Source organism: Coxiella endosymbiont of Amblyomma americanum (assembly GCF_000815025.1).
Taxonomy (GTDB): domain Bacteria; phylum Pseudomonadota; class Gammaproteobacteria; order Coxiellales; family Coxiellaceae; genus Coxiella.
Map to the genome: position 1 here is coordinate 200,579 of NZ_CP007541.1, position 26,618 is coordinate 227,196.

Genomic DNA, 26,618 nt, shown 5'->3' on the forward strand with positions numbered 1-26,618 from the left:
GAGATTTTTTATTATTTCACAAATTACGCATTATTCGTTATCCGTTAGATAAGTAGTTTTATTCCGCTTTTCTAACGGATAAAATGCTTGAAGCATTTTTTAAAAAGTACCAATTATATTTAGAATTAAGCACATTATTACTAAAGTATAAAAAATTATGAGGAAAATTAGAACAGCGGTTGTTGGTATGGGTTATTTAGGTACATATCATGCAAAAAAATACGATGCTTTACCTAATGCAATTCTTGTGGCCGTTTGTGATATTAATTCTGAAAGATGCCACACAAAAGCTAAAGAGTTAAAAGTTAAGCCTGTTATCAATTATCAATCCCTTCTTGGGCTAGTAGATGCTGTGAGCATTACAGTTCCGACTGCTCTGCATCATAGAATAGGATGTTTTTTTTTAGATAATGGTGTACACATCCTTTTAGAGAAACCTATTGCTCTTTCATTAAAAGAAGCTGATGATTTAATATCTTCTGCTAAAAAGGCTAATGTTATTCTCCAAGTCGGTCATTTAGAACGTTTTAACAGCGCTGTTAGAGCTATAGAGTCTCAAATCTCTAATCCTAGATTTATCAAGTCACTACGTCTTTCTCCTTTTAAATTAAGAGGTAGTGATGTTAATGTGGTTTTAGATTTAATGATTCATGATATCGATATCATTCAAGATATAGTAAAATCAGACATTCAAAATATTTCTGCAAGTGGTGCTTCTGTATTGTCTTCTTATATAGATATTGCGAATGCTCGTATTGTATTTAAAAATGGGTGTGTTGCTAATATAATCGCTAGTCGTGTAAATTTAAGAACTGAGCGAAAGTTGAAAATTCTCCAGCGTGACAACTACATTACTGTTGATCTTGCTAGCAAAAAGGTTGCTATTTATCAAAAAGGAACTCAAGAGGTGTGTACAGAAATGCCAAAAATTATTTGTCAAATGGAAAAATGTGTACAAGGTGATGCTTTACTGGATCAAATATCAGCTTTTCTTAATGCTATTATTCATAATAAAGTTCCTTTAGTTTCTGGAGAAGAAGGGAAACGGGCTCTGGCAACAGCTTTAGAAATTTCATTAATTGTACAAAAAACTAACGCACAATCCCCAATTTCTTCAATTTTTAGTTTCTGAATGGATGTTTACGAAAAAAAAATTATGATTATTGCTGGAGAACTCTCCGGCGATTTATTTGGTTCTCATCTTGCAAAGTCATTAAAATCTCTTGCTCCACAATTAAGGCTTTTTGGTATTGGTGGGAAAAAAATGAAAGAAGTCGGAGTTGAGCTTTTTGTTGAAATTGAAAAACTTGCAGTTGTCGGAATATCAGAAATAATTACCAAATTAAGTGATATTTTGAAGGCTTTGTATCTTCTAAAACATCGATTGGAAACTGATCAACCTGATTTGATAATTCTTATTGATTATCCAGGATTGAATTTACATATAGCTAAGCAGGCTAAAAAAATAGGAATAAAAGTTTTGTATTACATAAGTCCCCAAATTTGGGCATGGAGGTACAATCGCATTAAAAAAATAAAAAAATATGTAGATCATATGGCAGTTCTTTTTTCATTTGAGGAAAAATTATATCAACGAGAAAACGTGCCTGTAAGTTTAGTTGGACATCCATTAATTGATATTGCTATCCCCACTTTATCGCGAGAGATAGTTTATAAAAAATTAGGTTTATCAGCAGAAAACATTTCTATTGGTTTATTTCCTGGAAGTCGTTATCATGAGATTACTCGTTTGTTACCTGTTATTATTTCTGCTACTCGTCTGATAAAAAATTGTATTCCTAATGTTCAATTAATATTGTCTCTCGCGTCTAATGCTTCTCTTTTATATATTCAAAATTATGAACTTCTAGATATTAAAATCGATGTAGATAATACTTATAATGTATTGTCTATATGTGACGCCGCCATTGCTGTTTCTGGAACAGTTACATTAGAAATCGCTTTATACCAGGTCCCCTTTGTTATTTTGTATAAGGTATCTCCGTTTACTTATTGGTTAAGCAAACAACTTATCCGAGTTCCGTTTATTGGATTGCCTAATTTAATAGCTAAAGAATATATTGTACCTGAATTTATTCAACATCAAGCCACTCCTCAAGCTATTGCTGATGAAATCTGTTTATTATTAAAAGATTACTCTTATCGAAAATCTTTTTTGGATAAATTACTTTCTCTGCGAGATAGATTAGGCGGTAGTGGGGCTTCTATAAAAACAGCGAAATTAGCATTAAAAATGCTGTAACATAATGGTTAATAACGTTTTAATAAAATTCGATTTTCATTAGTTTAGACAAGTCGATTGACTGCTCACTATAATTGGGTTATCTACTTTTTTATAAAAAAGTACTGCTTAGGTTAGACAATTATTAATCAAATTATTGTACTTTGTTAGTCATGGAATTATGTATCTTTTTATTGTTGATTAGTATGATTTTGATAAAAATAAGCATTTAGCAATTTTTATTACTATTTTATCAAATTTTTAAACCTGGTATACTTTTGTGGTCTTCTTTACTAAGGAAAATTTTATGCTTATGGCTTCAGCGAATAATAGCAATGTCGACAATTTTAATGTGATGATTGAAATTTCTATGAAAGGTAGCGTTAAGTATGAATACAATGAAAAAACTCGTTGCTTGATTGTAGATCGGTTTATATTGACAGCTATGCAATACCCCTGCAATTATGGTTTTGTACAAGATACTCTGGCTGAAGATGGTGATCCACTGGACGCATTAGTGATTACGCCAGTGTCAATACAGCCCGGGGTTTTAGTTCGTGTTCGAGCGGTAGGTTTAATCCGCATGGAAGATGAAGCGGGAAAAGACAACAAGATTTTGACATTTCCTCTAGATAAAGTCTGTAGAGAGTATAGATTTATTCGTTCTATCGAAGATGTATCGCCATTATTATTGGATAATATTACTCATTTCTTTGAACACTATAAAGATTTAGAGTCTAATAAATGGGTTAAAGTACATGGATGGGAAGACAAAAGTGCAGCAGAAAAAGAATTGTCACAATCTGGTGAACGTTTTAAAAATCAAAGGAAAGAGCAACAATAATGACTGGATTTCTTTTACATCAGTTGGTTTGATAAAAAGATTTTTAGGAACATCTTTGTTAACGCTTTATCTTGGTATTTTTTTGTACTAAAGTACCAACGTGTTTAATATGTACTAGGTTTATTGGTAAATGTACGTTTTCAAAATAAATACTTATGTCTTCTTAAAAAGTAGGGAGTTTAAAACTGTAGATTTTTACATGACTTTTAAATATTAATATTTAATTAAAGTTGCGTTCTTAATAACTCCTTATTCTCTCTATAGAAATCTAAAGAAAAATGAGGTAAGGAAATGAGGTGGATAGTTTGAATTTAGACGTTTTGTTCTTAAAAGGTTCGCCAGTTTATACACCACTTCGTCAACAGAAAATTTTACAACATCTGCAACGAAAATACCCAGAAGTCTGTGTTATTGAAGCAATATATGTTTATTTTGTTGCATGCAAAAAACCTTTATCTTCTAAAAAACAAAGTCAATTAGAAAGTCTATTGCCAAATGCTCGTCTTTCTGATTATCCAATACTATCTGAAAAGTTTTCATTTTGGGTACTGCCTCGTTTGGGAACTATTTCTCCATGGTCAGTAAAAACTACTGAAATTGCACGTAACTGCGGGCTCTCTCTCGCTCGGATAGAACGAGGGATTTTCTATCAGCTGTTCGGAATTTCTAATAAGAATAAAAAGAATTCTCAAATAGTAACGGAATTATATGATCCACTAACCGAATCAATTTTATTCTCCTTGGATAACTTAACGCATATATTTCAATATCCGACGCTTTTAAGTTTTTCTTACGTTAATCTATTAGAAAAAGGAAAAATTGCTTTATTACAAGCAAATCAATTATTAGGTCTTACATTAACCGATAAAGATCTTCAGTATTTGTTAACAGCTTTTCACCAATTAAACCGTAATCCGACAGATGTAGAATTAATGATGTTTGCTCAGATAAATTCTGAACACTGCCGACATAGGATTTTTAATGCAAAATGGCGAATTGATGGAACCTTAAAAGACGAAACGCTATTCACAATGATTCGTTACACTTATCAGATGCATCCAAAACAAATTTTAGTAGCTTATCATGACAACGCAGCAATTATTAAAGGTTCTATTGGTTTTACTCTCACAATTAATTCCGTTTCTCGTTACTATAAGTACAAAAGGGCGTACTTACACAAAGTTCTAAAAGTTGAAACACATAATTATCCCACTGCTATGTCTCCATTTTCTGGGGCAGCAACAGGAAGCGGAGGTGAAATTCGAGATGCAATAGCAACAGGTCGAGGTGGACAAAGTCAAGCAGGTCTAACGGGATTTTCTGTTTCTCATCTTCACATTCCTGGTTTTTCTCAGCCGTGGGAAAAAGATTTTAAACATCCAAGAGCATTAGCGTCTCCTTTAGAAATTATTTTACAAGGGCCAATTGGAGCAGCTTCATTCAATAACGAATTTGGACGGCCAAATATTTGTGGTTATTTCCGAACATTGGAATACAAAGGAAACTTATTCATAGAAAATGACACGAAAGAAGAAACTATTGCTTATGGATATCATAAGCCCATTATGATATCTGGCGGCATCGGACAAATTTATAGTTCACAAGTTAGTAAACAATCTTTTGAAAAAAATACATTATTAATAGTTATTGGTGGGCCTTCGATGACTGTAGGTTTAGGGGGGGGGTCTGCCTCCTCCCGAGGGGAGGGAGCAGAAGCGGATAATATAACTACTAAGGTTTTAGATTTGTCGTCTGTGCAACGTTCAAACCCAGAAATGCAACGTCGTGCGCAAGAATTAATTAATGGATGTATTGAACTAGGGAAAGCAAATCCTATTTTAAGTATTCATGATGTGGGTTCTGGTGGTTTATCAAATGCTTTTCCAGAATTAATTGCGGCTAGTGAATGTGGAGGAGAGTTCGAATTACGAGATATTCCTAATGATGCGCCTGGAATGACTCCATTAGAAATATGGTGCAATGAGGCACAAGAAAGATTTGTTCTTGCTATTACAGTAGAAAAACTAGAAGTTTTTCGCTCCATTGCCGAACGTGAGCGGTGTCCTTTTGCAATTGTTGGATACGCAAAGCAACAGAAGAAACTGGTAGTACATGATAATCATTTTCATTCTTATCCTGTCAATGTGCCATTGTCTTTATTATTCGACGACGTGCCTTCGATACAACGGGAGGACCGGAGGCGATCCTTTAAATTATTTCCATTTAATGTTAACAATATAAATTTAACTGATGCTGTCAAGCGAGTTTTACAATATCCTGCAGTGGCAGACAAAAGTTTTTTAATTACTATTAGTGATCGTTCTGTTGGTGGTAAAGTAGTGCGTGATCAAATGATAGGTCCTTGGCAAGTGCCAGTAGCAGATCTGGCTGTGATAGCAGATAGCTTTTTTGGCTATCAAGGACAGGCTTTGTCAATTGGTGAAAGGGCTCCCATAGCTATGATTAGCTCTGTTGCGTCAGCTAGAATGGCAGTTGGTGAAGCGATTACTAATATAGCCGCAGCACCGATTAATAAAATATCTCAAGTGGTGTTATCAGCAAATTGGATGATGGCGGAAAATTTTCCAGGAGAAGGAGTAAATTTATATGAGGCCGTTCGAGCAGTTGCAAAAGAATTGTGTCCTACGTTGGGAATTTGTATTCCAGTAGGAAAAGATTCTTTGTCTATGTATACCTCTTGGAGGGAGGGAAATCAAAAACACAGGGTAATCTCACCTCTTTCTTTAATTATCACAGCTACTGCACCTGTTTTAGATGTTCGTTATACGCTTACTCCACAATTACAAATTGATATAGAAAAGACTCAATTATTATTTATTGATTTAGGTAAAGGAACGCATTTGCTAGGGGGTTCGTGTTTAACGCAGGTTTACGATGAATTAGGGGATAAATCACCTGATGTTGATGATCCTCATTTGTTGCGCAATTTTTTTCTAGCGATTCAAATACTTAATCGTAGAAAATTATTATTGGCTTATCACGATCGCTCCGACGGAGGATTATTAGCTACTTTATGTGAAATGTCTTTTGCTGCACACACTGGAATTACTGTTGAGATATGTTCTTTAGGAAACAACCCAATAGCTAGTATATTTACTGAAGCTTTAGGATCTGTCATTCAAATTAAAAAAGAACATATTATTGATGTATTGGCAATTTTAAAGACATATGGATTGAAAAAACATACACATATTGTCGGAGAGATTAATAGAACAGATACTTTTGTTATAACCTATAAAGGAAAAGTAATTTTTCAGGAAGCACGTGTTACATTACAACAATGGTGGAGTGAAACAAGTTACAGGTTACAAGCGCTACGAGATAATCCAATTTGTGCCAAGCAACAGTACGATAAATTATTAGATGACGATCATCCTGAACGCATAGTATTGAGTACCTTTGATAATCAGTCATTTTCCTCGCCTCCTTGTATTAACGTAGGAGAGCGTCCTCTTGTCGCTATTTTACGTGAGCAAGGTAGTAATGGTCATAGAGAAATGGCTGCAGCTTTTTGTTTTGCAGGTTTTGATAGTGTTGATGTTCATATGAGTGATCTGCTAAAGAATGATTATATTATTAATTTAAGAAAATTTAATGGGATAGTCGCTTGTGGGGGATTTTCTTTTGGAGACGTTCTAGGTGCTGGCCGTGGATGGGCACAGTCAATTTTGATGCAACCGAGAATTTCTGATGAATTTTCCTTATTTTTCCAAAGTAAAGATCGTTTTGCTTTAGGTGTATGCAACGGATGTCAACTTTTTTCGCATTTAAAATCAATAATTCCAGGTGCTGGAGATTGGCCTGTTTTTGAACGTAATACATCGGAACAATTTGAAGCACGTCTGTCTTTAGTAGAAATTCCAGAATCTCCTTCTCTTTTTTTTCGAGAGATGAGCGGCAGTCGCCTTCCGATTGTAGTTTCACACGGTGAAGGACGAGCTGTGTTTGAAGAAGGAAAAGAACAAAAAGTAAAAGAAAACAAACTTATTGTTTTGCAATATATCAATTCTTATGGTTTACCCACTATGCGTTATCCAGAAAATCCTAATGGAAGTCCAATTGGAATCACTGGTCTCACCACTCCAGATGGTCGTATCACCATTCTTATGCCTCATCCTGAAAGAGTTTTCCGCACAATTCAGTTGTCTTGGCATCCAAAAAACTGGGGTGAAATAAGTCCTTGGATGCGTATGTTCTATAACGCGCGAACGTGGGTAGATTAAAGATTATAATTCATTCAGTACGACGAGTTCGATTTCAGTCGACAGCCTATCTTTTAGTTTACGGGTCTTACACCAAAATAAAAATAAATCTTACAGATTGCTCTTTTTTTTCTCTAATGCGTTAATTAATTCCTTCAAAAATCGGGCAATTTCCCCACCGGTGATAATGCGATGATCACTAGTTATAGATAGTGGTAATATTCGATGAACTGCTGGTTGTCCATTGTCAGAGGGTACTACTTGCTCCCGCACACGACCTGCACCTACTACTGTGACCAGAGGTGGCAAAACAATAGGGTTAGCATAACGTCCCGCAAACATTCCAAAATTAGACAGCATAATTGTTGCACCCTGAAGATCTTCAAAGCGCAAACTCTGCGTTTGTGCCATTTCTTTAAAATGATTAATTTTTTGACGTAGCGCATTATCATCTTTATGAGCTATGTCTTTTAAAACTGGAACATATAGACCGTTAGGAGTATCAATCGCAATTCCAATATTAATGTGTTTTTTTATTTGATAGCTCATTTTGTTGCCATCAAAATAAGCATTCATAATAGGAATTGTTATACAAGCCTTTTCAATAGCTCGAATTAATCGTATTGAAATATCTTGCCGGCTTTCCCAAATATGAATATCTGCATCATCCGACAAGCTAACAGGAACGACGTCACGATGAGATTGACTCATATTAAATGCCATCGCTTGTCGTACATTGGATAAATTAGAATTTTGTAAGGAAATTTGTTGTAATTGAAAAGCTTTCTTAACTAAATCAGAAGTGATTATGCTGTTTCGAGGTTTAATTTTAGAGAGATCTACGCCGAGTTGTTTAGCAAGCTTACGAATGGCTGGTGTGGCCCTGATAGATCTTATTCTTTTTGGCTTATGTGTAACATGATGATCAAGACTTTTTAAGATAACATGATCACTTTTAATAACGTTGGTAGCCGTTTTAGTAGAGAATTCGGGGTTTTTTGTTTCAAATGTTTCTTCAAAACCAATAAGAGGACAGTCGGTTTTAATAGTATCTCCTATTTTGCCAAATAATCTTACGATTTTCCCGGAAACAGGAGAAGGAACATCCACAAGAGCTTTTGCTGTTTCCATAGAAACCAACGGCTGATCCACAATAACTTTATCACCTTCTTTTACATGCCATTCACGAATTATTGCATCAGGTAAGCCTTCTCCTAGATCGGGTAACTTAAATACTTTCATTAGGAAAATTCCATCAAAGATCGTACAGCTCGCACAATCCGATTAGCACTTGGTATATACTCTTTTTCTAGCTGGAAATAGGGCATTATGGTATCATACCCGGTTATACGTTTAATAGGAGCTAATAAAGAGAACAAACCTTGTTCAGCAATGTTAGCTGAAATCTCAGCTCCAACTCCACCAGTTAATGGCGCTTCATGGATAATTAAACAACGCCCAGTCTTTTCTACCGAAGATAAAATTGTATCCATATCTAGCGGTTTAATAGTAGCGACATCGATTATTTCTGCTTTAATACCTTCTTGAGCAAGCTGATGGGTTGCTTCCATAGTTTCTTTAATCATTGCTCCCCAAGTAATTAAGGTCACATCAAAACCACTACGTAAAAGAAAACATTGGTCTAAAGGAAGCGCTTTCCCATTATTAAGAACTTTTTGTTTTACTAGTCGGTAGATGCGCTTTGGTTCTAAAAAAAGGACTGGATCTGCATTACGAATAGAAGCCAATAATAGACGATATGCTTTATCAGGAGAAGAAGGAATGACGACTCTTAATCCCGGGATGTGAGCGAATAATGCTTCCATACTTTCTGAATGATGTTCTGGAGCACGAATACCTCCTCCAAAGGGAACACGATAAACTATAGGACAATGTAATCGACCTCGAGTGCGATTTCTTAATCGCGCTGCGTGACTGATAATATGATCAAAACCAGAATAAATGAATCCTCCAAATTGGAATTCGGCAACAGGTTTCAACCCTTGTGCCGCCATCCCTACTGAGATTCCTGAAATCGCGCTTTCGGCTATTGGTGTATCCAAAACTCGCTCTGAACCAAACTTTTCCAGCAATCCCATGGTAGCTCGGAAAACACCTCCATTAATACCTACATCTTCTCCTAATACAATAACCGAATTATCTCGTGCCATTTCATAGGTTAGTGCTTGATTAATAGCTTCAATTAGTGTAATCCGATTCATTTTCTATTCCAAGTGTAAGTGCGTTCCGTTGTTTTTTGATTGATTGAGGTAATTCTTCATACAGATAATCGAATATGTCCGTTGGTTTCGGAACCGGTCTATCAAGAAACTCTGCTATAATTTTATTCACCTGAGTAGTTACTTCAATTTTTAATTCTATTTCTTTATCTTTTGACCATAGTTTTTGTGATTCTAAATAGCGCCTAAGACGGGTAATAGGTTCAAGTCCCCAAGCTATTTCCAGATCTTTAGTAGATACATAACGACTTGCATCATCAGCAGTGGTGTGACCGCATAAGCGATAAGTGATAGCCTCAATCAATGTAGGACCGTTTCCTGAGCGAGCCTTTTTTAGAGCTTCAGAAACTGCATAGCGAACAGCGATGATATCGTTGCCATCTACTTGATATCCATCAAACCCTCCAGCAATAGCTTTTTGAGCCAACGTGCGACAAGCGGTTTGTTGATTACGATGCACAGAAATAGCCCATTGATTATTATTAATAACGAAAACTACTGGTAGTTTCCAACATCCTGCTAAATTAATTGCTTCGTAAAAATCACCTTTAGAAGTACCACCATCTCCACAGATGGTTACCACAGCGCGACATTGTTTTCGGTATTTTATTGCGTACGCAATACCAACTGCATGCAGTAATTGTCCTGCAATCGGAATACAATTGGGAAAATCTTCTCTAACTGCAGGGTTAAAATAGTTGTTACTTTGTTCATCTCCTCCCCAGTAGGCTAAAAATTCTGATAATTTTATTCCACGCTCGAGCCAGGCTCCTTGATCACGATAATAAGGACAGAAAACATCTTCAACCTGCATAGCGTTTCCCATACCAATACCTATTGCTTCTTGACCTAGAGAAGAAGGATAAGTGCCTATTTTTCCGGTACGCTGAAGGTTAATAGCTTTACTGTCAAAGTGACGAATTAAAGACATTTGATGATAGAGGTATAATAGAGTCTCTGAATTTGCAAATTCAGGAAAAGGCTGAGAGGGATGACTATTTTCGTTAAGAAATTGCAAATGTCTAACAGTAAAATCAGAAACGGTGGTCATTATTTTTGGTGCCATGCTGTCTCCAAGTCATTACAACTTGAATCGCTAAGTTTCTCCCTAGTCATTAGGTCGGCTACTTCTATAGTTGATTTATTGTCTTTTAAGGAACGCGTAAATAATTCTAAAAGGCGATCGTATAATTTTTCGATTAATTTACGAGCGATATTAATGTCATGATAATCATAAATAGCAGCTGATTGAATCAATCCCCCTGCGTTGATAACATAGTCAGGAACATAAAGTAATCCGAGTCGATGAGCGACGATACCATATTTTCTATGAGCAAGTTGGTTATTAGCTGGGCCCGCGATAATGTCAGCTCTAATTCGACTAAGCGTGTTTAGATTGATAATACCGCCAATAGCTGCAGGTGAAAAAATATCACATTTTACATCGTAAATGTCTTTAGGGTGCACTATGTTTGCCTTAAATTCGTTTAAAAATCGCTGTGTTGCTTCTGGATTAAGATCACAGACAGTAATAATAGCTCCTTGTGAATATAAAAGTTGAGCTAAATAGTAAGCGGTTTTACCGGCACCCTGTATAGCAACATGTAGACCTTCTACGCTGTCACGATTCCATTTAAATTTAACAGCCGCCTCCAATCCACGAAAAACACCTTTCGCAGTAAAAGGAGACGGATCCTCTTGCATTGTATCGGTTCCGGCAGCACCAATGACATGTAACGTACGTTCGGCGATAATATCCATATCTTTTGTTGTTGTTCCAATATCCATTGCTGTAATATATCGCCCGTGCATATCGTGAATAAAATCACCAAAAGAGCGGAAAAGAGCTGCGCGATCGTAAGTAACGGTAAGGGGTTTTATGATAACAGCTTTAGCTCCTCCGTGAGGAAGATCGCTAAAAGCAGCTTTTAGAGTCATCATATAAGATAAGCGTAAAGCATCCTTCAATGCTAAATTTATTGAATTATAACTATAAAAACGACAACCTCCAATAGCAGGTCCTCGTTTGGTACTGTGAATAGCAATAATAGCTTGCAATCCGTTTTTGGGATCAATTTTGGTATGAATGTCTCCAAAGCCAAGTGCTCTAGCATAACGTATCAAACCTTCATACGTAGGTAAATTCCGCTTACGTGTTTGTGGCATAATATACCTTATTTGAATCGCATTGAACCAACCAAGATACAGTTCATTAATAATAGTATCAGGGATTTTAGCAATATGTAAGAAAGAATTTTTGTAATTTAAAACTTTGAAATTCATTTCTTTAAAGAAGTAAAATAAACTACCGTATTTTGCAAGTTTAACTTTCAAATAATCATCAAAATGATGTAATAATGCGATTGATACGTTACTTAATGAAAAATAAAAAGGTGATTATTTGCTTCATAATAGTAATCTTTCCAAGCTGAATTCTAGAGACTGTATGTTAAATAGACTGTTCTCAGACATGGGTTTATTCATTAATTAGTGAACAACAGATTTTTAGTTACAGCATGTGCAATCCGTTTGCCAATTTGGTATTGTAATCTCTAAATTTTCGAATTTTTTACGAATAACCGGTAATGATGAGTAATTCTAAAATTTATCTAGAAAAAGCATTAAAACTTGCAGAGGCTCGACGTGGATTTTGCGCACCTAATCCTGCAGTGGGAGCTATCTTAGTCAAAGACGATCAAATTATTTCTGTGGGCTTACATAAAAAAAGTGGGTTACCTCATGCAGAGGTAGAAGCTATTAATGCAGCTGGTGATAACGCAAAAGGAGCAAATTTATATGTAACTTTAGAACCTTGTTGTCACTATGGAAAAACACCACCGTGTACCGAATTAATTACGAAAACCGGAATAAAAGCAGTCTACTATGGGTCCATTGATCCTAATCCAGATGTCTTTAACAAAGGAGCCCAAACATTACAGGAATCAGGAATTAATTGTTTTTTGGTAAATCTTCCTAAAATTAAATCCTTTTATGAAAGTTATGCCTATTGGATCACTAATAAAAGACCTTGGGTAACTATTAAATTAGCACTTAGTTTAGATGGGAAAGCTACGGGAATGAGAGGAGAGCCAATCTTTTTAACTGGAAAAGAATTAAACTGCTATACTCACACATTTCGAAAAAAAAGTGATGCTTTGCTCACTACAATAAGTACGATATTATGTGATAATCCTCAAATGAATGTACGTCTTGCCGGTGAAATAATAAAAAAGCCAATTTATGTTCTCGATTCTAATTTAAGATTACCATTAAACGCGCGCGTTCATCAAACCGCTGAGAAATTAGTTGTGTTTCATACAAAATTTGCTAATAAACAGCGTAAACAAGCTCTTATTAAAAGAAACGTCCATTGTGTTGAAGTTAGAGAAACTGAAACAGGTAATTTAGACCTCGATGAAGTAATCAATGTGATTGGAAAAAGTGGTATTCACGATCTATGGATAGAAGCTGGTAAAAAATGCTTTCAATCTTTTCTGTATAAAAAATTAATTCAACGTGCTTTAATTTACATTGCCCCTAAGATTTTAGGGGATCCATCTAATTCTATTTTTCAAATGTCGTTTAATTTTCAAAAATACCATATTCAATGGAATCAATATGGAAAGGATGCAGTATGCGATATCAAATTTTGTTAATATAATAGTTGAGTAGAGATTTTACTAATAATGTTGTGAAGGTCTAAAGCAAATATTGACTTGCTAATAGGATTTGCTTATTGTACATCTGTAGAAAAGGCCTTCGAAATGAAGGGTTCTTAGGGAGGTGGCTCCCTCCAGTGAGGCTAAATTTAGGAATTACTCTCAAATCTTAAGTTTGAAGATTAGATTTTTTTCTTTTTGAGTAGAGTCTTACTGTAGCAAGTCTTTAAGTAAACGAGCGTTCTGGTCCGATTTTTTAACATGGCGGGTATTTTTTGTAGTGGAGTGTTGTAAACATGTTTACTGGCATTGTTGATCACTGCGGAAAAGTGAGATCTGTTGAGATATTGCCACAACTAGCAGTGGTACATATTGAAACAAAGTTTTTCGATTTACAAATTGGGGAAAGCATTGCAATGGATGGGGTTTGCGTGACAGTGGCAAAAACACAGTCAAGTAATTTTTTTTGTGAGTTATCTTCTGAAACTGTGTCACACACTTCTGCGCGTCTTTATAAAGTAGGAGATTTAGTAAATTTAGAGCGTGCTCTACGATTGATGGATCGAATGGGAGGACATTTTGTCACAGGCCATGTCGACCAAACTGTTACAGTAGCATTATTACAATCTAATAAACAAAGTGAATTCGTTCAAGCGATTTTTGTAGGTATCTCAAAAGAAGTTCGGTGTTATTTAATAAAAAAAGGTAGTGTATCTATAAGTGGAGTAAGTCTAACAGTTAACAATATAACGAAAAACACTTTTTCGGTAATGTTAATCCCCCACACTTTAAAGAAAACAAATTTAAAAAACTTAATAGTAGGGCACGTAGTGAATGTTGAGTTTGATTTAATAGCAAAGATTGTTGCTCAAACAACACGGGAGATAGTATCTGATGAAAAGAGCGTTTGATAGTATTGAAACAGCTTTAAAGATTTTGCGTGAAGGAGGGATGATTATTTTAGTTGATGATGAGTCCCGTGAAAATGAAGGTGATCTGATTGTTGCCGCTGTACATATTACACCTGATCATATTAATTTTATGGCACAGCATGGAAGAGGCTTAATTTGTTTGCCGATGGTATCCAGTGACTTTGAACGATTAGGTATTCCTATGATGGCAAGTCGAAATAAGTCTCGTTATCAAACGCCTTTTGGAGTTTCTATTGAAGGGGCGTATGGCGTTACAACAGGAATCTCAGCGCAAGATCGAGCACGTACAATTTGTATTGCTGTTGATGAAAAAAGTGGTCCCGATGATATTGTTATGCCTGGACATGTGTTTCCTTTAAAAGCAATGGATGGTGGAGTCTTAGCTCGCCCTGGACACACCGAAGGAAGTGTTGATTTATGTCGTTTAGCAAACCTGAAACCAGCTGCTGTTCTATGTGAAATTCTGAAAGAAGATGGCGAAATGGCACGATTACCTGATTTACAGCAGTTTTCTGCGCGTTATCAGCTTCCACTTGTTAGTATTCATGATTTGATTACATATCGCATTAATTGTGAAGTTTTAATTGATGAAATTTCTGCTTCAACTTTACCCCTTAAAAATAGAGGAAAATATACAATTAAAGTATTTCGTAGCAAAATTGATAATTTAGAACACGTGGCTTTAATTAGTCAAAAAAAGAAAATAGAAAACCTTTGTTTAGTACGAATTCATTCAGAATGTTTGACTGGTGATGTATTTGGCTCTTCTCGTTGTGATTGCGGTTGGCAATTAGCAGCTGCTGTAGATAAAATATCCTCACAAGGAGGCATTCTACTTTATCTACGCCAGGAGGGACGAGGTATAGGTTTAGGAAATAAAATAAAGGCCTATGCTTTACAAGAACGGGGTTTAGATACAGTAGAAGCGAATGATCACCTTGGTTTTCAAGCAGATTTACGCGATTATGGATTAGCGGCACAGATATTACGAATCTTAGGAGTGCAAAAGATTTGTTTATTAACTAATAATCCTAAAAAAGTAATAGGTTTGAGCCGTTATGGTATTGAAGTTTCTAAACGAGTAGCTCTAGAAACTATGCCGACATGTGATAATATTCGTTATCTAAAAACAAAAAGAGAAAAACTTGGACACTTGTTAAACTTGACAACAGAGGTGATTAATGATGTATCTACCTAAATTGGCCATTGTAAACAGCCAGTTTAATCGAATGATAACAGAGAAATTGTTATCTGGAGCTTGCTATCGTTTGTCACAGTTAGGCATTAAAGAAGATCATATAAAAAAAGTTTGGGTACCAGGGGCTGTAGAAGTTCCATTGATAGCAAAACAACTAGCAAAAACTAAACAGTATGATGCTATTATGTGTTTTGGAGCAGTAATTCGCGGTGAAACTAATCATTATGATTACGTTTGTCAACAAGTAAGCTTAGGATGTCAATTTGTAGCATTAGAATATGAAGTGCCAGTTATCTTTGGTATTTTGACTACTAAAAATAAAGAACAGGCTGTTGATAGAGCGGGAGGAAGGAGAGGTAATAAGGGAGCTGAGGTAGTAAACGCAGCAATAATGATGGTAGAGAGTATGAGGAAAATAAAAGTTAGTGCATAGCGGTAGTAGAAATCCCATTTTACAATGTATTTCTAGCTGGTTTATTCGCCATTTTTCAGATCCCGAGGCGCTGGCGCTTTTTTTCACTTTAGTATTTGGGTTTTTGCTATTTGAGTTTTTTGGAAAGTTTTTGTTACCGGTGATAGTGAGCATAGTATTTGCTTATCTCTTTTCTGCACCAGTGCAGTGGTTAGAAAGATGGTGGTTTCCTAGGTGGCTTGCTATCTCTGTAGTTTATCTTTTCCTTATAGGTCTTTTTGTACTGGCTCTCTTTAGTTTGTTACCGTTAATGTGGAAACAACTTATAGGTATGGTGCATGAATTACCTAGGGCTATTACTAAAGGACAGTTATGGATGAATGAACTTACGTATCACTATCCAAAATTATTTCCTATTAATCCCATTACTAATATTGGCACTTATTTACATCAGAAATTAGTAAGAATCGGACAGTTTATTTTATCTTTTTCATTGGCGTCAATTCCTAATGTTATTGAAATTATTCTCTATTTTGTATTAGTACCTTTACTTGTATTTTTCTTTTTAAAAGATAGTAAAGCTATTAGCGTTTGTCTCAGTCGTTTTTTGCCGGAACGTCGTGGTCTTATTCAAATGGTCTGGTATGAAGTGAATCAAAAAATTGGTGTTTATGTTCGAGGACGAGTAATTGAGATAATTATTGTTAGCTGTATTTCTGTGCTCGCTTTTGCACTATTAGGGTTACAATATGCCTTTTTGTTAGGTGTATTGTTAGGTTTGTCTGTAATTGTGCCTTATGTCGGTGCGGTTATTATTGCAGTTCCCATTACTATGGTTGGATTAATGCAATGGGGATTCTTATCCACGTATTTTATTTATCTAATGATTACTTATGTTTTGATCGTTACCTTAGATGGGAATTTATTAGTACCTCTGCTCTTTTCAGAAGCTATGGATCTCCACCCTGTTATTATTCTTCTATCGGCCTTAATCTTTGGGGAGATTTGGGGATTCTGGGGCATATTTTTTTCTATTCCATTAGCTACATTAATAAAAACGATACTGAGTGCTTGGCCCAGTATTCAAAAGAAAAGTTGATTTTTATATGCGTCTCTTACTGCAACGAACAATAATCCTACCCTACCCCTTTTCTCTTTTAATGTCGCTTGGGAAAAGCAAGAGATATCTTCTTATACGCGACACACTTCAACTGTAATCTTATTTGTCCAAGATTATAGAATAATCTGTAAAGCTTATGCTTGATATGCTTTTCCTTATTGTAATTTTTCTTAACTTTCGCGTTATTTCTTGACGTTACTTTCGTTATTACTGTGAAAAAATTTTCCAGAAAAGATTATTTTTTCTTGGGTAATTTGCATTATTCTATGATTAGCGTTATTCAAAGCTGCTTTTATGAGATCTTCAATAATTTCTTTTCTTTCTTTTAACAGTTCGTCAGAGAGAACTAACTTGACAATTTCGTGTTGAGCGGTAACGGTAACTCTTACCATACCTGCACCGGATTCACCAGTAACTTCAATTGTCGATAATTCTTCTTGGGCTTTTTTCATGATTTCTTGGATTTTTTTTGTATTTTGCATTAAACGATCAAAATTGAATTTGCTATCAACCATTGTTTTTCCTTCTATTATTATGATGTATTGAGTTAATCCTAATTTTTCATAAGTACTCTGGCATGGAAAGCGTGACTTAAAGTACCGCCATCAAGATATTCTAATTCACCACCAACTGGCACACCGTGCGCAATTCGTGAACATTTTATTTTAGTCTTGTCAATATGATTTGCAATATAATAAGCTGTGGCTTTACCCTCTACAGTTGCATTAGTAGCAATAATCAGCTCCGTGATAGATTCATTCTGTAAACGATCGAAAAGCACAGGAATACTAATTTCTTTAGGTCCTATTCCATCTAAAGGAGATAAATGTCCTTGAAGTACAAAATAACGACCTGAATAAATCTGAGCTTGTTCTATAGCAACTACATCAGCTGGACTTTCGACAACACATAAAAACGTCGCATTACGCTTTTTACTGCAGCAAATGTCACACAAATTTTGTTCAGTATAGTTTCTGCATAATTGGCATTCTCCTACCCTGCTAATAGCAGAATGTAAGGATTTAGCTAGCATTAATCCTTTGGCGCGCTCGGATTTTGCAAGAACATGAAAAGCCATTCTCTGTGCGGATTTAGGTCCTACACCGGGTAAGTTTTGCAGTGCAGTTATAAGTTGTTTTACTAATGGACTAAACACGTAAATTTCTAAAAAACACTTGTGAAGCGAAGAAAATAACCTTGACTACAGTCTACTGTACTTTACGATTTACTTATTACAACAAATCGTGACTATAATAATCATAATCTATAAAAGCTCAATGGAACAACTATTTAAAGAAATAATATTTCCCTGATTAAGTAAAAAGACTGTATTGTAGTGCGTATCATCCTCCTATGCGTCTTCTCAATTATTCAAAATCTTAAAAATTTTTATTAAAAATGCTTTAATAGCACGCGTAGGCATGTATTTCGGTTTTTCGAATACGAATACAATGTTTTTGCTTTAACTAAAAAGAGCGAAATTTTCCTTATTCTACGATTTTGTTTGAAAGATTGAGCTACGAATAAGCGTTGATTCGATAAACGCTTTAAACTTTATTACAAGTTTTTTTAGTGAATTCGTTTTTAATTTTAGTAATAGATACTTCTGGATAAAAAGTAAACATGCGTAATAGCGTCATTTCAAATCCCATTTTCGGACTTGGAGAATAAGGTAAATCTCGTTGTCCTAATAGACCAATTTGATAAAAAAGTTGAATATCCTCACAATGAAATAAATTAGCTAGTTGATGTAATCGTGCACAGTTGTCTTTAATTTTAGCATCAGGAACTACTTGAATCACGGCTATCTCATGAAGTAACGTTAATAATTCGGCTAAAGCATTAGAAAAATCAATGCCTTGTTGGGCAAGTCTGTTAATATAATTTAACAGATCGTTTCCCTTTTCCCAGGCAATAGATTCAAGAATATCAAATAGTAAAGATGGATCAATAATTCCCAGCATATCTTTGACATAGTTGGTAAGAACTTTACCATTGCCATAAATTATACTTTGATCTAAAAGACTGAGAGCGTCGCGCATATTGCCATTGGCAGCACGAGCTAACAAAGCAAGTGCAGACTTTTCAAACTCAATATTTTCTTTTTGTAAGATATACTGACAATGAATAGTAATTTGCTTTGGTAAAAGCAGAGTAAGATGGAACTGTAAACATCGCGATAATACAGTAATTGGTAACTTATAACGATTAGTAGTAGCAAGGATAAATTTTACATGACTAGGAGGTTCTTCTAGGGTTTTAAGCAAAGCATTAAAACTATGTCCAGAGAGCATATGCACTTCATCGATCAAGTAAACTTTGAATCGACCTTTTGTTGGCATGTATTGAACATTATCGAGTAATTCTCGCAAATCTTCTACTTTAGTACGTGAAGCTGCGTCTACTTCTAAAAAATCCGGAGATCGTCCAGAATCAATTTCCTGACAACTATTACAGATATGACATGGACTATCACTAATTCCATTATTCTCGCAATTAAGACATTTTACAAGTATACGTCCAAAAGTTGTTTTTCCGACACCACTAGGTCCTGTAAAAAGATAGGCATGATGAAGGTATTTTTGATTTAAAGCATTGCGCAAGGCCTGAACAACAAATATTTGGCCAATAACTTCTTCAAAGCACCGAGGACGCCATTTTCGTGCTAAGACTTGATGAATAGTCGTCATAAAAATCTTATTATTTCTAAAATATTTCTGCTTTTAATTAAAACACGATCTAATAGAATAAAAAAATCGAACAGATAGAAATGGGATCTCTGATATCAATTGGTTATTTACTCAACACTAATCTTTACAAAAAATTCTTATATAGAAAAGGTTCTACTTTTTGTAGAACACCCACTCTCACGTTTCTGCAGTGTAGCATACATAATACATAACAGCCAGACGCAGGTCTCTCCTTTCTATTATACTTAGTACTTTTAACAATATAAATAAGATTAACGGAGAGGGAGGGATTTGAACCCTCGGTACGAAAAACGATTCCGTACACGCGATTTCCAGTCGCGCCTTTTTAACCAAGCTCAAGCACCTCTCCTTAATATTTTTATTTTTAACAAAAGGAATGCAAGACTAAACTAGAATGTTTCAATGTGCAAATTTAATTAGAATGTTATTGTACTCCAGTTAACAGAGTACACTTTTAAGAATTTGAAAATATACTGTAGAAAGAATATTGAGATCTGAAATAAGCGTATTCTCATTAATAAGGTGAGCTGTTTTATTAATGGGGCCTAATTCAATAACTTCGCAACCGGTAGAAGCGAGAAACCTTCCATCAGAAGTACCTCCATAAGTGTTAAGCTCAGTTTCACATTTACAAATCTCTCTAATTGCTCGACGGGCAATAGCTACTAATTTAGTTTTACTATTAAAAAATGGTTGACTGGCAATTTTCCACTGAACATCATATTTTATTTGATGTCTATTAAGAATTCCCTCAAATTTTTTTTGAAGTACTTTTGGAGAGTGAATGGGTGCGAATCGAAAATTAAATTTGGCTTCTAATCTTTCTGGAATGACATTAGTAGCTCTACTATTAGATTCAATATTATAAAATTGTAAAGAAGTCGGCGTAAAGAAACTATTCCCGTGATCCCAGGCAGTATTCACTAATGCATTAAATACTTGGAAACACTGATGAATAGGATTATCAGCTAGATGAGGATAAGCAATGTGCCCTTGCTTACCAAAAATAGTGAGATAGCCGTGTAAGGATCCTCGGCGTCCAATTTTAATAGCATCTCCTAAGATTTTATTGCTGCTAGCTTCTCCAACAATGCAATAATTCATTTTTATGTTTCTTTTTTTCAAATATTCTACTACTTTATATGTTCCATTGTTTGCTAGACCTTCTTCATCACTTGTAATAATAAAACCAATTGTGCCATTATGATTGGAATATTGCTTAACAAATTTCTTAGCTGCAATGACCATGGCGGATAGTCCGCTTTTCATATCTGTAGCTCCTCGTCCATAAAGATATCCATTTTTTTCAGTTGGAATGAAAGGTGGGTATTTCCATTGTGCTGCATCACCAGGAGGAACAACATCAGTATGTCCTACAAAGACAAAAAAAGGGGTAGAGCTGCCACTCCGCTTGCTACTATGCCAAGCCCAAAGATTATTAACTTTTGAAAAAGATAAGCGTTCACATAGAAACTCTGAAGCGTTCAGATATCTAATTAAAATATCTTGACAACCTGCGTCATTTGGAGTAATAGAAGGACAAGCAATTAGCTGTTTTAGAAGTTTTAATGTTTTATTCATGTCTACTTTCTCTTAAAAGTGCGTTCAAAGAGGTTTTGCTTTGAGTTCTTTTATCTACTTGTTTAATTATAATAGCGCTATATTGGTTATAGCCTCCCCACTTAGAGAGTAGACTTCCAGATATTACTACAGAACCAGCAGGAACTCGTCCATAGATAATTTGCTTAGTAAATCGATTATAAATCGGAGTACTTTGTCCAATGAAAACGCCCATAGAAATTACAGCACCTTTTTCAACTATTACTCCTTCTGTAATTTCTGAACGAGCGCCAATAAAACAATTATCTTCAATAATAGTAGGGTGTGTTTGTAGAGGCTCAAGAACTCCACCAATGCCTGTACCACCAGAAATATGAACGTTTCTACCGATTTGAGCACACGAGCCTATTGTTGCCCAAGTGTCAATTAAACTTCCTGAATTTATGTAGGCACCAATATTAATATAACTAGGCATAAGTACTGTATTTTTCGCTAAATAAGCACCTTTTCGTACGATAGCGTGTGGAACAATACGAGTACTCATTTTTTTAAATTCAGTGTGATTATTGTTTTTCAAAGGAATTTTGTCGTAAAAAGAAGCATAATTTGCTTTAAAGATTTTATAGGGTTCGGTTTTAAAGTAAAGTAAAATGGCCATTTTAGTCCATTCATTAGTTATCCAATGCCCATTTTTTTTCTCTGCAACGCGAATTTCCCCTTGATCAAGAAGTTCAATAGTTTTATGTATGGCTTTACGAACTTTTTCTGGAGTGTTATTACTGGTAAAGTTATTTTTGTTTTTATAAGCTTTTTCAATAAAATTTTGTAGATAATGCATTATCTTTCTCTTAGGTTTCATATCTAATTTACTATATAATGTACAATAACAAGTATTCTTCTGTAAATCTTGTATTCAATGTAGTGTGTGTTTTATGTTTTAAACTGTATTCATAATCTCATTAATGTATTTAAATATGAGTAGTTGTTATAAAAGAAAGGTATTGTTAAGTTTTATATTATAGTTTCGGGGTATAGCGCAGTCTGGTAGCGCGCCTGCTTTGGGAGTAGGATGTCGGGGGTTCGAGTCCCTCTACCCCGAGCTTTGAACAGTAAAGATAAAAAGGTAGATTAAATTTCAGTTTATAACGACCTCTAATAATTTTTATAGGAGATTAATGCGCCCGTAGCTCATTTGGATAGAGCATCGGCCTTCTAAGCCGGTGGTGGCAGGTTCAAATCCTGCCGGGCGCGCTTCAAAGCCAGATATACGACAAAGTGTAATACTGTGCATTAGGAAAAAAGTATTTGTGATGAACTTGATAATCGATTGATAGTGGTGGGCGTAGCTCAGTTTGGTAGAGCCTCGGATTGTGGTTCCGATTGTCATGGGTTCGAGTCCCATCGCCCACCCATTGTTTTTTAGAGATATAGTTATAAGTAAGATACTATTTTGTTTTTCGATACAGTACTTTAAAACTTTGGTATGAAAATTTACATTTGGGTTCTATTTTTAGAAACAATGTTAATTTCTCTTTCTAAAATTTCTCTTTCTAAATTTAAAGACACCAAACTTTTTCTATTTAGATTGAAATACGTTGGACCTTCTTATGAGTTTGGAAGCGACTCGTGCTGGACGTAAAACATTACTCTTAGATTTTTTAAGTTTATATTTAACTGTTAAATAAAATGGTAGTGGGTACAATCCTATTTTACAAAATAAACAGTTTACACAATAGCGATATACTACAAAAATCTTTTCTAAAAGAAGTTATTTTCTGGATCACCACACTTAATTAAAGTAATATGATTAGAAAGTTTATAATATAATAGAAATGGGCCGTTAGCTCAGTTTGGTAGAGCAGCTGACTCTTAATCAGCGGGTCCACGGTTCAAGCCCGTGACGGCCCATTGCGGTAGAAAGAAACCTTTTTATGCCTGGTTTATTGCAATAGTACAACTCGATGCGTCTATAAATATGGGAATTTAGGGATAATTACATCAGCATATTTATAGAGAATTCTTTTAACGTTAAAACAATTTAGTACTTTATTATAGGCAGTATGAATTATACAATTAATTGCCTTGAAGTCTCCGAAGATTTATTAAAGTAAAAAGGATATTTTATTTGACATTGTAATTAATCTAATATATTGATGAGCATAGACATTGGGTGATTGATAGAATAGTTTTATGTAGGAATGACACTTCAAACCATTGCTTCTATAGCTGAGGAAAGGCCAGTGCAACCTGTTTTTGCTTTTAGGCCTATTGCTCTAGTGAGAGCGGTTGATTGTTTTCTCACAAAATTTAAGGGACAAGTCTTATATGCAGTAAAGACAAATCCAGAGCAACATGTGGTTCAACTGGTACATGCTCACGGTGTCACCGCTTTTGATGTTGCTTCTTATGAGGAAATGCATACTATTAGGGAACATGCACCATCGGCAGAGCTTTATTTCATGCATCCAGTAAAATCGCCTCACGCAGTTTCTGAAGCTTATTTTAATTATAGCGTCCGCCATTTCTCTCTCGATTGCCTGGATGAGTTAAACAAGATTTTATGTTATACAAAAAATGCCAAGGATCTTTGTTTACATTTACGACTTGCTATTCCAAATACATTTTCTGAGTTCAATTTATCAGAAAAATTTGGTATTAGTCTACACGAAGCTCCTAACTTATTGAAAATAATAAGAAAAGTGGCTTATAAACTTGGTATTACTTTCCATGTAGGATCACAATGTATGCATCCAAATGCTTATCGTATTGCCATTCGTATGGCTGATAAAGTAATCAACGAATCAGGTGTGGAAATTGAATATTTTAATGTAGGTGGAGGTTTTCCCTCTATTTATCCTGGTATGATTCCTCCGGCTTTACGTATTTATTTTGAAGCAATTCATACTGAATTCTCGAAAATAGCTTGTGAAAGACCATATGTGGAATTACTTTGCGAACCTGGTCGCGCGCTAGTAGCAGAAAGTACATCCGTTGTAGTAAATGTCGAATTGCGAAAAGGTAACGTGCTCTATATCAATGATGGCACTTATGGGAGTCTCTTTGATGCCGGTGTTCCTCATTTTATTTTTCCAGTACACTTATTGCGTTCAAATCGTCCGACGGACGGAGATCTTTTACCATTTAGTTTTTATGGTCCTACTTGTGATTCTCTAGATTATATGAAAGGTCCTTTTTATCTTCCAAACGATATTAAAGAAGGTGATTATATTGAAATCGGACAGATGGGTGCCTATGGTCGAACGCTATCTACTACTTTTAATGGTTTCAAGCAAAAAGAAGGAGTTATCATGGTATCGGATGATCCTCTCATGACGATGTATTCTGATGATTATATTACACACGAACCTTTGGAAATTATTGCTGCTTAATTTTATTAACTTATTAAAAAGGAGAAATCTTGATGCAAAATAACACCTTGTCAATATCTTTTGTAAAAAAGAAATTTTTGCAGCAACCAATTGAACATATTGATATTACTTGTTTTGATGCACGACCGATTATCGATGCTATGTACCGTATGTCTTTTACCTCTCGTGAACTTGCGAGAGCAACGAAAATTTTTAATCGTATGCTTCAGGATGAAAAGTGCATTATTATTTTAACTATTGCTGGGTCAACTTCAGCAGGTGGTTGTACGAAATTATATGCTGATTTGATCAGATATAATATGGTAGATGTTGTTGTGGCAACTGGTGCTAGCGTCGTAGATATGGATTTTTTTGAAGCCTTAGGTTTTCGTCATTATCAAGGTACTCCAACAGTAGATGATCAGAAACTGCGCGATTTATATATTGATCGAATTTACGATACTTATATAGACGAAGAAGAGTTGCAACGATGTGATAATATAATTTTCAGTATTGCCAACAGTCTTAAACCGCGCCCTTATAGTTCGCGTGAATTTATTCAAGCCATGGGAGCTTTTTTACAAAAAGGGAATGGAAAAAAAGAAGATTCATTGGTTCATCTTGCGTATACACATGACGTACCTATATTTTGTCCTGCTTTTACTGATTCTTCAGCGGGTTTTGGATTAGTGCTTCATCAAGTAAGAAACCCTACTAGACATTTAACTATCGATTCTGTTTGCGATTTTCGTGAGTTAACAGAAGTGAAAATCCGAAAGGGTACAACGGGGTTATTAATGATAGGTGGTGGTGTTCCAAAAAATTTTGTTCAAGACATAGTGGTGTGTGCAGAAATTATAGGAAAACCAGTAGATGCGCATAAATATGCAATTCAAATAACTGTAGCAGATACGCGTGATGGAGCATGTTCTAGTTCGACACTAAAAGAAGCGTTTTCGTGGGGTAAAATAGATACTGCTTATGAACAGATGGTCTACGCAGAAGCCACGTCTGTGCTACCATTGCTAGCCAGTGATGCATACCATCGAGGTTTTTGGAAAGATCGGTCACGTCGATATTGTGCTCGATTATTTATGAAAGAATTAAAATAGTGAAATGCTTGGTTCCTAAAAAAGCCTTTCTAGGACTAGATCCAAAGAATGCTGTAGATTATAAGAATGCGCAGGCTGTTATAATTCCATTTGGGTTAGAGCAGTCTGTTAGCTATAGAAAAGGTACTGCCAATGGACCTACTGCAATAATCCAAGCTTCTCACAAGGTGGAATTGTTTGATGAGGTTCTTTGGTGTGAACCTTATCGTAATATCGGTATTGTAACTCTAGAAGAACCCAAAATTGTGGGCGATATACCAACAGCACTGAATAAACTAGAAAAACTAGTTTCGCGTGTGGTAAAAGACAAAAAATTTCCTTTTGTTTTTGGAGGAGAACATTCTATCACTGCAGGTTCTATTCGACCTTTTGTTAAAAAGTATGACAGTTTAGCAATTTTACATTTTGATGCTCATGCAGATCTGCGTGACGGTTATCATGGAGAGCATTTTTCTCATGCCTCCGCGATACGACGGTGCTTAGACTATCATAATATTGAAGTTGTTTCAATTGGCATCCGCAATATTTCTGTAGAAGAGGCTCGCTTTTTTGAAGCTAATAAAAATCGAATTCGTATTTATTGGGCGAAAGATAAAAAAAATTGGAATATTAAAGAAATTGTTTCTTCTTTAGAAAATCGCCCCGTCTATCTTACATTTGATGTAGATGGATTGGATGTCAGTTTGATGCCAGCTACAGGAACACCAGAGCCTGGAGGATTATTTTGGGATGACACACTCGAAATTATTGCTGAAGCGAATAGCATCAGCACTATTGTTGGTGCTGATATTAATGAATTAGCACCTATTATAGCTTTTCATGGTTGCGATTTTTTATTAGCTAAATTGGCTTATAAAATTCTTTCTATGATCTTTTTTAAAACAGATTTTTATAGAACAATCTGTAATGTATAACTTTTATACAATAAAATATGTTTTGATTTTTAAAATGCTTTTTTAGTATCTTTATTATCATGCAATTTAATTCTGCAACTAAC

At 35.2% G+C, this 26,618-nt stretch carries 21 protein-coding genes and 5 tRNA genes; 16 read left to right on the forward strand and 10 right to left on the reverse strand.

Annotation, left to right across the window (positions count from 1 at the left end; genetic code table 11):
- The first annotated feature begins 157 nt into the window (after positions 1 to 157).
- The 4 genes from Z664_RS00915 to purL all read left to right on the forward strand — a co-directional run bounded on the left by Z664_RS00915 (position 158) and on the right by purL (position 7,330).
- On the forward strand, positions 158 to 1,132 hold the full coding sequence (locus Z664_RS00915; protein WP_039669864.1) for a Gfo/Idh/MocA family protein: 975 nt from the start codon (positions 158 to 160) through the stop codon (positions 1,130 to 1,132).
- Positions 1,133 to 2,263, forward strand: a complete 1,131-nt coding sequence (lpxB, locus tag Z664_RS00920; protein ID WP_039669865.1) for a lipid-A-disaccharide synthase — start codon at positions 1,133 to 1,135, stop codon at positions 2,261 to 2,263. It begins immediately after the preceding gene.
- 292 nt (positions 2,264 to 2,555) lie between these two features.
- Positions 2,556 to 3,086 (forward strand): inorganic diphosphatase, encoded by a 531-nt coding sequence (ppa, locus tag Z664_RS00925; protein ID WP_230206120.1) that lies wholly within the window; start codon positions 2,556 to 2,558, stop codon positions 3,084 to 3,086.
- A gap of 296 nt (positions 3,087 to 3,382) precedes the next feature.
- Positions 3,383 to 7,330 carry a phosphoribosylformylglycinamidine synthase gene (purL, locus tag Z664_RS00930; protein ID WP_148115099.1) on the forward strand — a complete coding sequence of 1,316 codons (3,948 nt, stop codon included), beginning with the start codon at positions 3,383 to 3,385 and terminating at the stop codon, positions 7,328 to 7,330.
- A 90-nt stretch (positions 7,331 to 7,420) separates the two neighbouring features.
- Here the strand turns inward: purL and Z664_RS00935 are convergent, their stop codons facing one another.
- Genes Z664_RS00935 through Z664_RS00950 form a run of 4 tightly spaced genes read right to left on the reverse strand, consistent with a single transcriptional unit; the run spans position 7,421 to position 11,883 of the window.
- On the reverse strand, positions 7,421 to 8,551 hold the full coding sequence (locus Z664_RS00935) for a dihydrolipoamide acetyltransferase family protein (protein WP_039669867.1): 1,131 nt from the start codon (positions 8,549 to 8,551) through the stop codon (positions 7,421 to 7,423).
- Positions 8,551 to 9,531: an alpha-ketoacid dehydrogenase subunit beta gene (locus tag Z664_RS00940; protein ID WP_039669868.1), complete on the reverse strand. Its 981-nt coding sequence runs from the start codon at positions 9,529 to 9,531 to the stop codon at positions 8,551 to 8,553. The genes Z664_RS00935 and Z664_RS00940 overlap by 1 nt, the downstream gene beginning before the upstream one ends.
- Positions 9,509 to 10,615 carry a pyruvate dehydrogenase (acetyl-transferring) E1 component subunit alpha gene (pdhA, locus tag Z664_RS00945; protein ID WP_084588725.1) on the reverse strand — a complete coding sequence of 369 codons (1,107 nt, stop codon included), beginning with the start codon at positions 10,613 to 10,615 and terminating at the stop codon, positions 9,509 to 9,511. Before pdhA ends, Z664_RS00940 begins: the two co-directional genes overlap by 23 nt.
- Entirely contained in the window at positions 10,600 to 11,883 is a 1,284-nt protein-coding gene (locus tag Z664_RS00950; protein WP_230206121.1) for a Leu/Phe/Val dehydrogenase, read from the reverse strand. Before Z664_RS00950 ends, pdhA begins: the two co-directional genes overlap by 16 nt.
- Before the next feature lie 251 nt (positions 11,884 to 12,134).
- Here Z664_RS00950 and ribD point away from each other — a divergent pair, with 251 nt between their 5' ends.
- The 5 genes from ribD to Z664_RS00975 all read left to right on the forward strand — a co-directional run bounded on the left by ribD (position 12,135) and on the right by Z664_RS00975 (position 16,849).
- Entirely contained in the window at positions 12,135 to 13,205 is a 1,071-nt protein-coding gene (gene ribD / locus Z664_RS00955; RefSeq protein ID WP_039669869.1) for a bifunctional diaminohydroxyphosphoribosylaminopyrimidine deaminase/5-amino-6-(5-phosphoribosylamino)uracil reductase RibD, read from the forward strand.
- Between the two features lie 299 nt (positions 13,206 to 13,504).
- Positions 13,505 to 14,119, forward strand: a complete 615-nt coding sequence (locus Z664_RS00960; protein ID WP_039669870.1) for a riboflavin synthase — start codon at positions 13,505 to 13,507, stop codon at positions 14,117 to 14,119.
- Entirely contained in the window at positions 14,103 to 15,338 is a 1,236-nt protein-coding gene (locus tag Z664_RS00965) for a bifunctional 3,4-dihydroxy-2-butanone-4-phosphate synthase/GTP cyclohydrolase II (protein ID WP_039669871.1), read from the forward strand. The genes Z664_RS00960 and Z664_RS00965 overlap by 17 nt, the downstream gene beginning before the upstream one ends.
- Positions 15,325 to 15,771 (forward strand): 6,7-dimethyl-8-ribityllumazine synthase, encoded by a 447-nt coding sequence (ribH, locus tag Z664_RS00970; RefSeq protein WP_245591084.1) that lies wholly within the window; start codon positions 15,325 to 15,327, stop codon positions 15,769 to 15,771. Before Z664_RS00965 ends, ribH begins: the two co-directional genes overlap by 14 nt.
- A complete protein-coding gene (locus tag Z664_RS00975) occupies positions 15,764 to 16,849 on the forward strand; it encodes an AI-2E family transporter (RefSeq protein WP_052246315.1) in 1,086 nt (361 codons plus the stop codon). Before ribH ends, Z664_RS00975 begins: the two co-directional genes overlap by 8 nt.
- Positions 16,850 to 17,052: 203 nt before the next feature.
- Here the strand turns inward: Z664_RS00975 and Z664_RS00980 are convergent, their stop codons facing one another.
- The 6 genes from Z664_RS00980 to dapD all read right to left on the reverse strand — a co-directional run bounded on the left by Z664_RS00980 (position 17,053) and on the right by dapD (position 21,979).
- Entirely contained in the window at positions 17,053 to 17,385 is a 333-nt protein-coding gene (locus Z664_RS00980) for a YbaB/EbfC family nucleoid-associated protein (protein ID WP_052246316.1), read from the reverse strand.
- 38 nt (positions 17,386 to 17,423) lie between these two features.
- Complete coding sequence (gene recR, locus Z664_RS00985; protein WP_039669873.1) at positions 17,424 to 18,026, reverse strand: recombination mediator RecR; 603 nt, start codon at positions 18,024 to 18,026, stop codon at positions 17,424 to 17,426.
- Between the two features lie 391 nt (positions 18,027 to 18,417).
- Entirely contained in the window at positions 18,418 to 19,560 is a 1,143-nt protein-coding gene (dnaX, locus tag Z664_RS00990; RefSeq protein ID WP_052246317.1) for a DNA polymerase III subunit gamma/tau, read from the reverse strand.
- A gap of 276 nt (positions 19,561 to 19,836) precedes the next feature.
- Positions 19,837 to 19,930, reverse strand: a tRNA-Ser gene (locus tag Z664_RS00995).
- A gap of 89 nt (positions 19,931 to 20,019) precedes the next feature.
- Positions 20,020 to 21,162 (reverse strand): succinyl-diaminopimelate desuccinylase, encoded by a 1,143-nt coding sequence (gene dapE, locus Z664_RS01000; RefSeq protein ID WP_039669874.1) that lies wholly within the window; start codon positions 21,160 to 21,162, stop codon positions 20,020 to 20,022.
- Positions 21,155 to 21,979 (reverse strand): 2,3,4,5-tetrahydropyridine-2,6-dicarboxylate N-succinyltransferase, encoded by an 825-nt coding sequence (gene dapD / locus Z664_RS01005; RefSeq protein ID WP_039669875.1) that lies wholly within the window; start codon positions 21,977 to 21,979, stop codon positions 21,155 to 21,157. Before dapD ends, dapE begins: the two co-directional genes overlap by 8 nt.
- A gap of 187 nt (positions 21,980 to 22,166) precedes the next feature.
- Between dapD and Z664_RS01010 the strand changes: the two genes are divergently transcribed.
- The 7 genes from Z664_RS01010 (at position 22,167) to speB (ending at position 26,535) form a co-directional block, all read left to right on the forward strand.
- Positions 22,167 to 22,240, forward strand: a tRNA-Pro gene (locus Z664_RS01010).
- A 78-nt stretch (positions 22,241 to 22,318) separates the two neighbouring features.
- Positions 22,319 to 22,392, forward strand: a tRNA-Arg gene (locus Z664_RS01015).
- Positions 22,393 to 22,477: 85 nt separating this feature from the next.
- Positions 22,478 to 22,551: transfer RNA gene (locus Z664_RS01020), tRNA-His, on the forward strand.
- 424 nt (positions 22,552 to 22,975) lie between these two features.
- Positions 22,976 to 23,049 (forward strand) — tRNA-Lys (locus tag Z664_RS01025).
- A 290-nt stretch (positions 23,050 to 23,339) separates the two neighbouring features.
- Positions 23,340 to 24,530 (forward strand): type III PLP-dependent enzyme, encoded by a 1,191-nt coding sequence (locus Z664_RS01030; RefSeq protein ID WP_039669876.1) that lies wholly within the window; start codon positions 23,340 to 23,342, stop codon positions 24,528 to 24,530.
- 29 nt (positions 24,531 to 24,559) lie between these two features.
- Positions 24,560 to 25,621, forward strand: coding sequence for a 1,9-bis(guanidino)-5-aza-nonane synthase (locus tag Z664_RS01035; RefSeq protein WP_148115101.1), 1,062 nt, complete (start codon positions 24,560 to 24,562; stop codon positions 25,619 to 25,621).
- The gene (gene speB / locus Z664_RS01040) at positions 25,621 to 26,535 is read left to right on the forward strand and encodes an agmatinase (protein ID WP_039670200.1); all 915 of its coding nucleotides are present in this window, start codon (positions 25,621 to 25,623) and stop codon (positions 26,533 to 26,535) included. The genes Z664_RS01035 and speB overlap by 1 nt, the downstream gene beginning before the upstream one ends.
- The last annotated feature ends 83 nt before the right edge of the window (positions 26,536 to 26,618 follow it).

Coding starts and splice junctions, on each gene's coding strand:
- Z664_RS00915 (WP_039669864.1), top strand. CDS start 158: ATGAGGAAAATTAGAACAGCGGTTGTTGGTATGGGTTATTTAGGTACA.
- lpxB (WP_039669865.1), top strand. CDS start 1,133: ATGGATGTTTACGAAAAAAAAATTATGATTATTGCTGGAGAACTCTCC.
- ppa (WP_230206120.1), top strand. CDS start 2,556: ATGGCTTCAGCGAATAATAGCAATGTCGACAATTTTAATGTGATGATT.
- Z664_RS00935 (WP_039669867.1), bottom strand. CDS start 8,551: ATGAAAGTATTTAAGTTACCCGATCTAGGAGAAGGCTTACCTGATGCA.
- Z664_RS00940 (WP_039669868.1), bottom strand. CDS start 9,531: ATGAATCGGATTACACTAATTGAAGCTATTAATCAAGCACTAACCTAT.
- pdhA (WP_084588725.1), bottom strand. CDS start 10,615: ATGGCACCAAAAATAATGACCACCGTTTCTGATTTTACTGTTAGACAT.
- ribD (WP_039669869.1), top strand. CDS start 12,135: ATGATGAGTAATTCTAAAATTTATCTAGAAAAAGCATTAAAACTTGCA.
- Z664_RS00960 (WP_039669870.1), top strand. CDS start 13,505: ATGTTTACTGGCATTGTTGATCACTGCGGAAAAGTGAGATCTGTTGAG.
- Z664_RS00965 (WP_039669871.1), top strand. CDS start 14,103: ATGAAAAGAGCGTTTGATAGTATTGAAACAGCTTTAAAGATTTTGCGT.
- ribH (WP_245591084.1), top strand. CDS start 15,325: ATGTATCTACCTAAATTGGCCATTGTAAACAGCCAGTTTAATCGAATG.
- Z664_RS00980 (WP_052246316.1), bottom strand. CDS start 17,385: ATGGTTGATAGCAAATTCAATTTTGATCGTTTAATGCAAAATACAAAA.
- dnaX (WP_052246317.1), bottom strand. CDS start 19,560: ATGACGACTATTCATCAAGTCTTAGCACGAAAATGGCGTCCTCGGTGC.
- dapE (WP_039669874.1), bottom strand. CDS start 21,162: ATGAATAAAACATTAAAACTTCTAAAACAGCTAATTGCTTGTCCTTCT.
- dapD (WP_039669875.1), bottom strand. CDS start 21,979: ATGCATTATCTACAAAATTTTATTGAAAAAGCTTATAAAAACAAAAAT.
- Z664_RS01030 (WP_039669876.1), top strand. CDS start 23,340: ATGACACTTCAAACCATTGCTTCTATAGCTGAGGAAAGGCCAGTGCAA.